The organism is Elioraea sp. (genome assembly GCF_051860475.1).
Taxonomy (GTDB): Bacteria; Pseudomonadota; Alphaproteobacteria; order Acetobacterales; family Acetobacteraceae; genus Elioraea.
Map to the genome: position 1 here is coordinate 1 of NZ_JBHYDW010000324.1, position 507 is coordinate 507.

The following is a 507-nucleotide window of genomic DNA, read 5'->3' on the forward strand; positions in this document are numbered from 1 at the left end:
GGCTCACCACGCCAGCCGCGCTCCTGCCTCGACCGCAGCACGTGCAGCCCAACCACCAGCCGCGAGTTGGACGCGCTGCGCCGCCGCGCCTGGCATGAGCACGGCGTCGCCTCGCTCGCCATCCAGGACATCACCGATCCCTGGCTGCGCCAGGCCGTCATCAACGAAGCGACGCGGCGCTGGGGGCCGCGCAACGGAGGACACCATGGCCGGTAAGCGGAAGACCAAGCGCACCACGACGCCACGCGTGGATCTGGCGACGCCGACGAAGTGGCGGCTGCAGCACGGCAGCCTCTCCGACCCAATCCGCGATGCTGACCCCGAAACCGGCACGCCGGTGCAGCATCGCCGCGTCGTCGACACGCTCGGCCAGATGCTCAACCACGGCACGATCACAGCGGAGATGCACGAGGCGGGGTGCATCTTTCGCACGCACTTCCGCACGGCAGCGCTCGATGCGATGCGCACCACACAGCTGCTGCGCCTGCCACGCGGTGGTGGCGATCC

General features: G+C 70.2%; 1 protein-coding gene and 1 pseudogene. Both read left to right on the forward strand.

The window, feature by feature from the left end; translation table 11 throughout:
* The coding region (locus tag ACTIFU_RS24020) for a hypothetical protein (RefSeq protein WP_439580832.1) at positions 1 to 216 on the forward strand (216 nt) is incomplete at its 5' end.
* A 31-nt stretch (positions 217 to 247) separates the two neighbouring features.
* A pseudogene (locus ACTIFU_RS24025) lies at positions 248 to 507 on the forward strand (hypothetical protein); the annotation flags it as partial.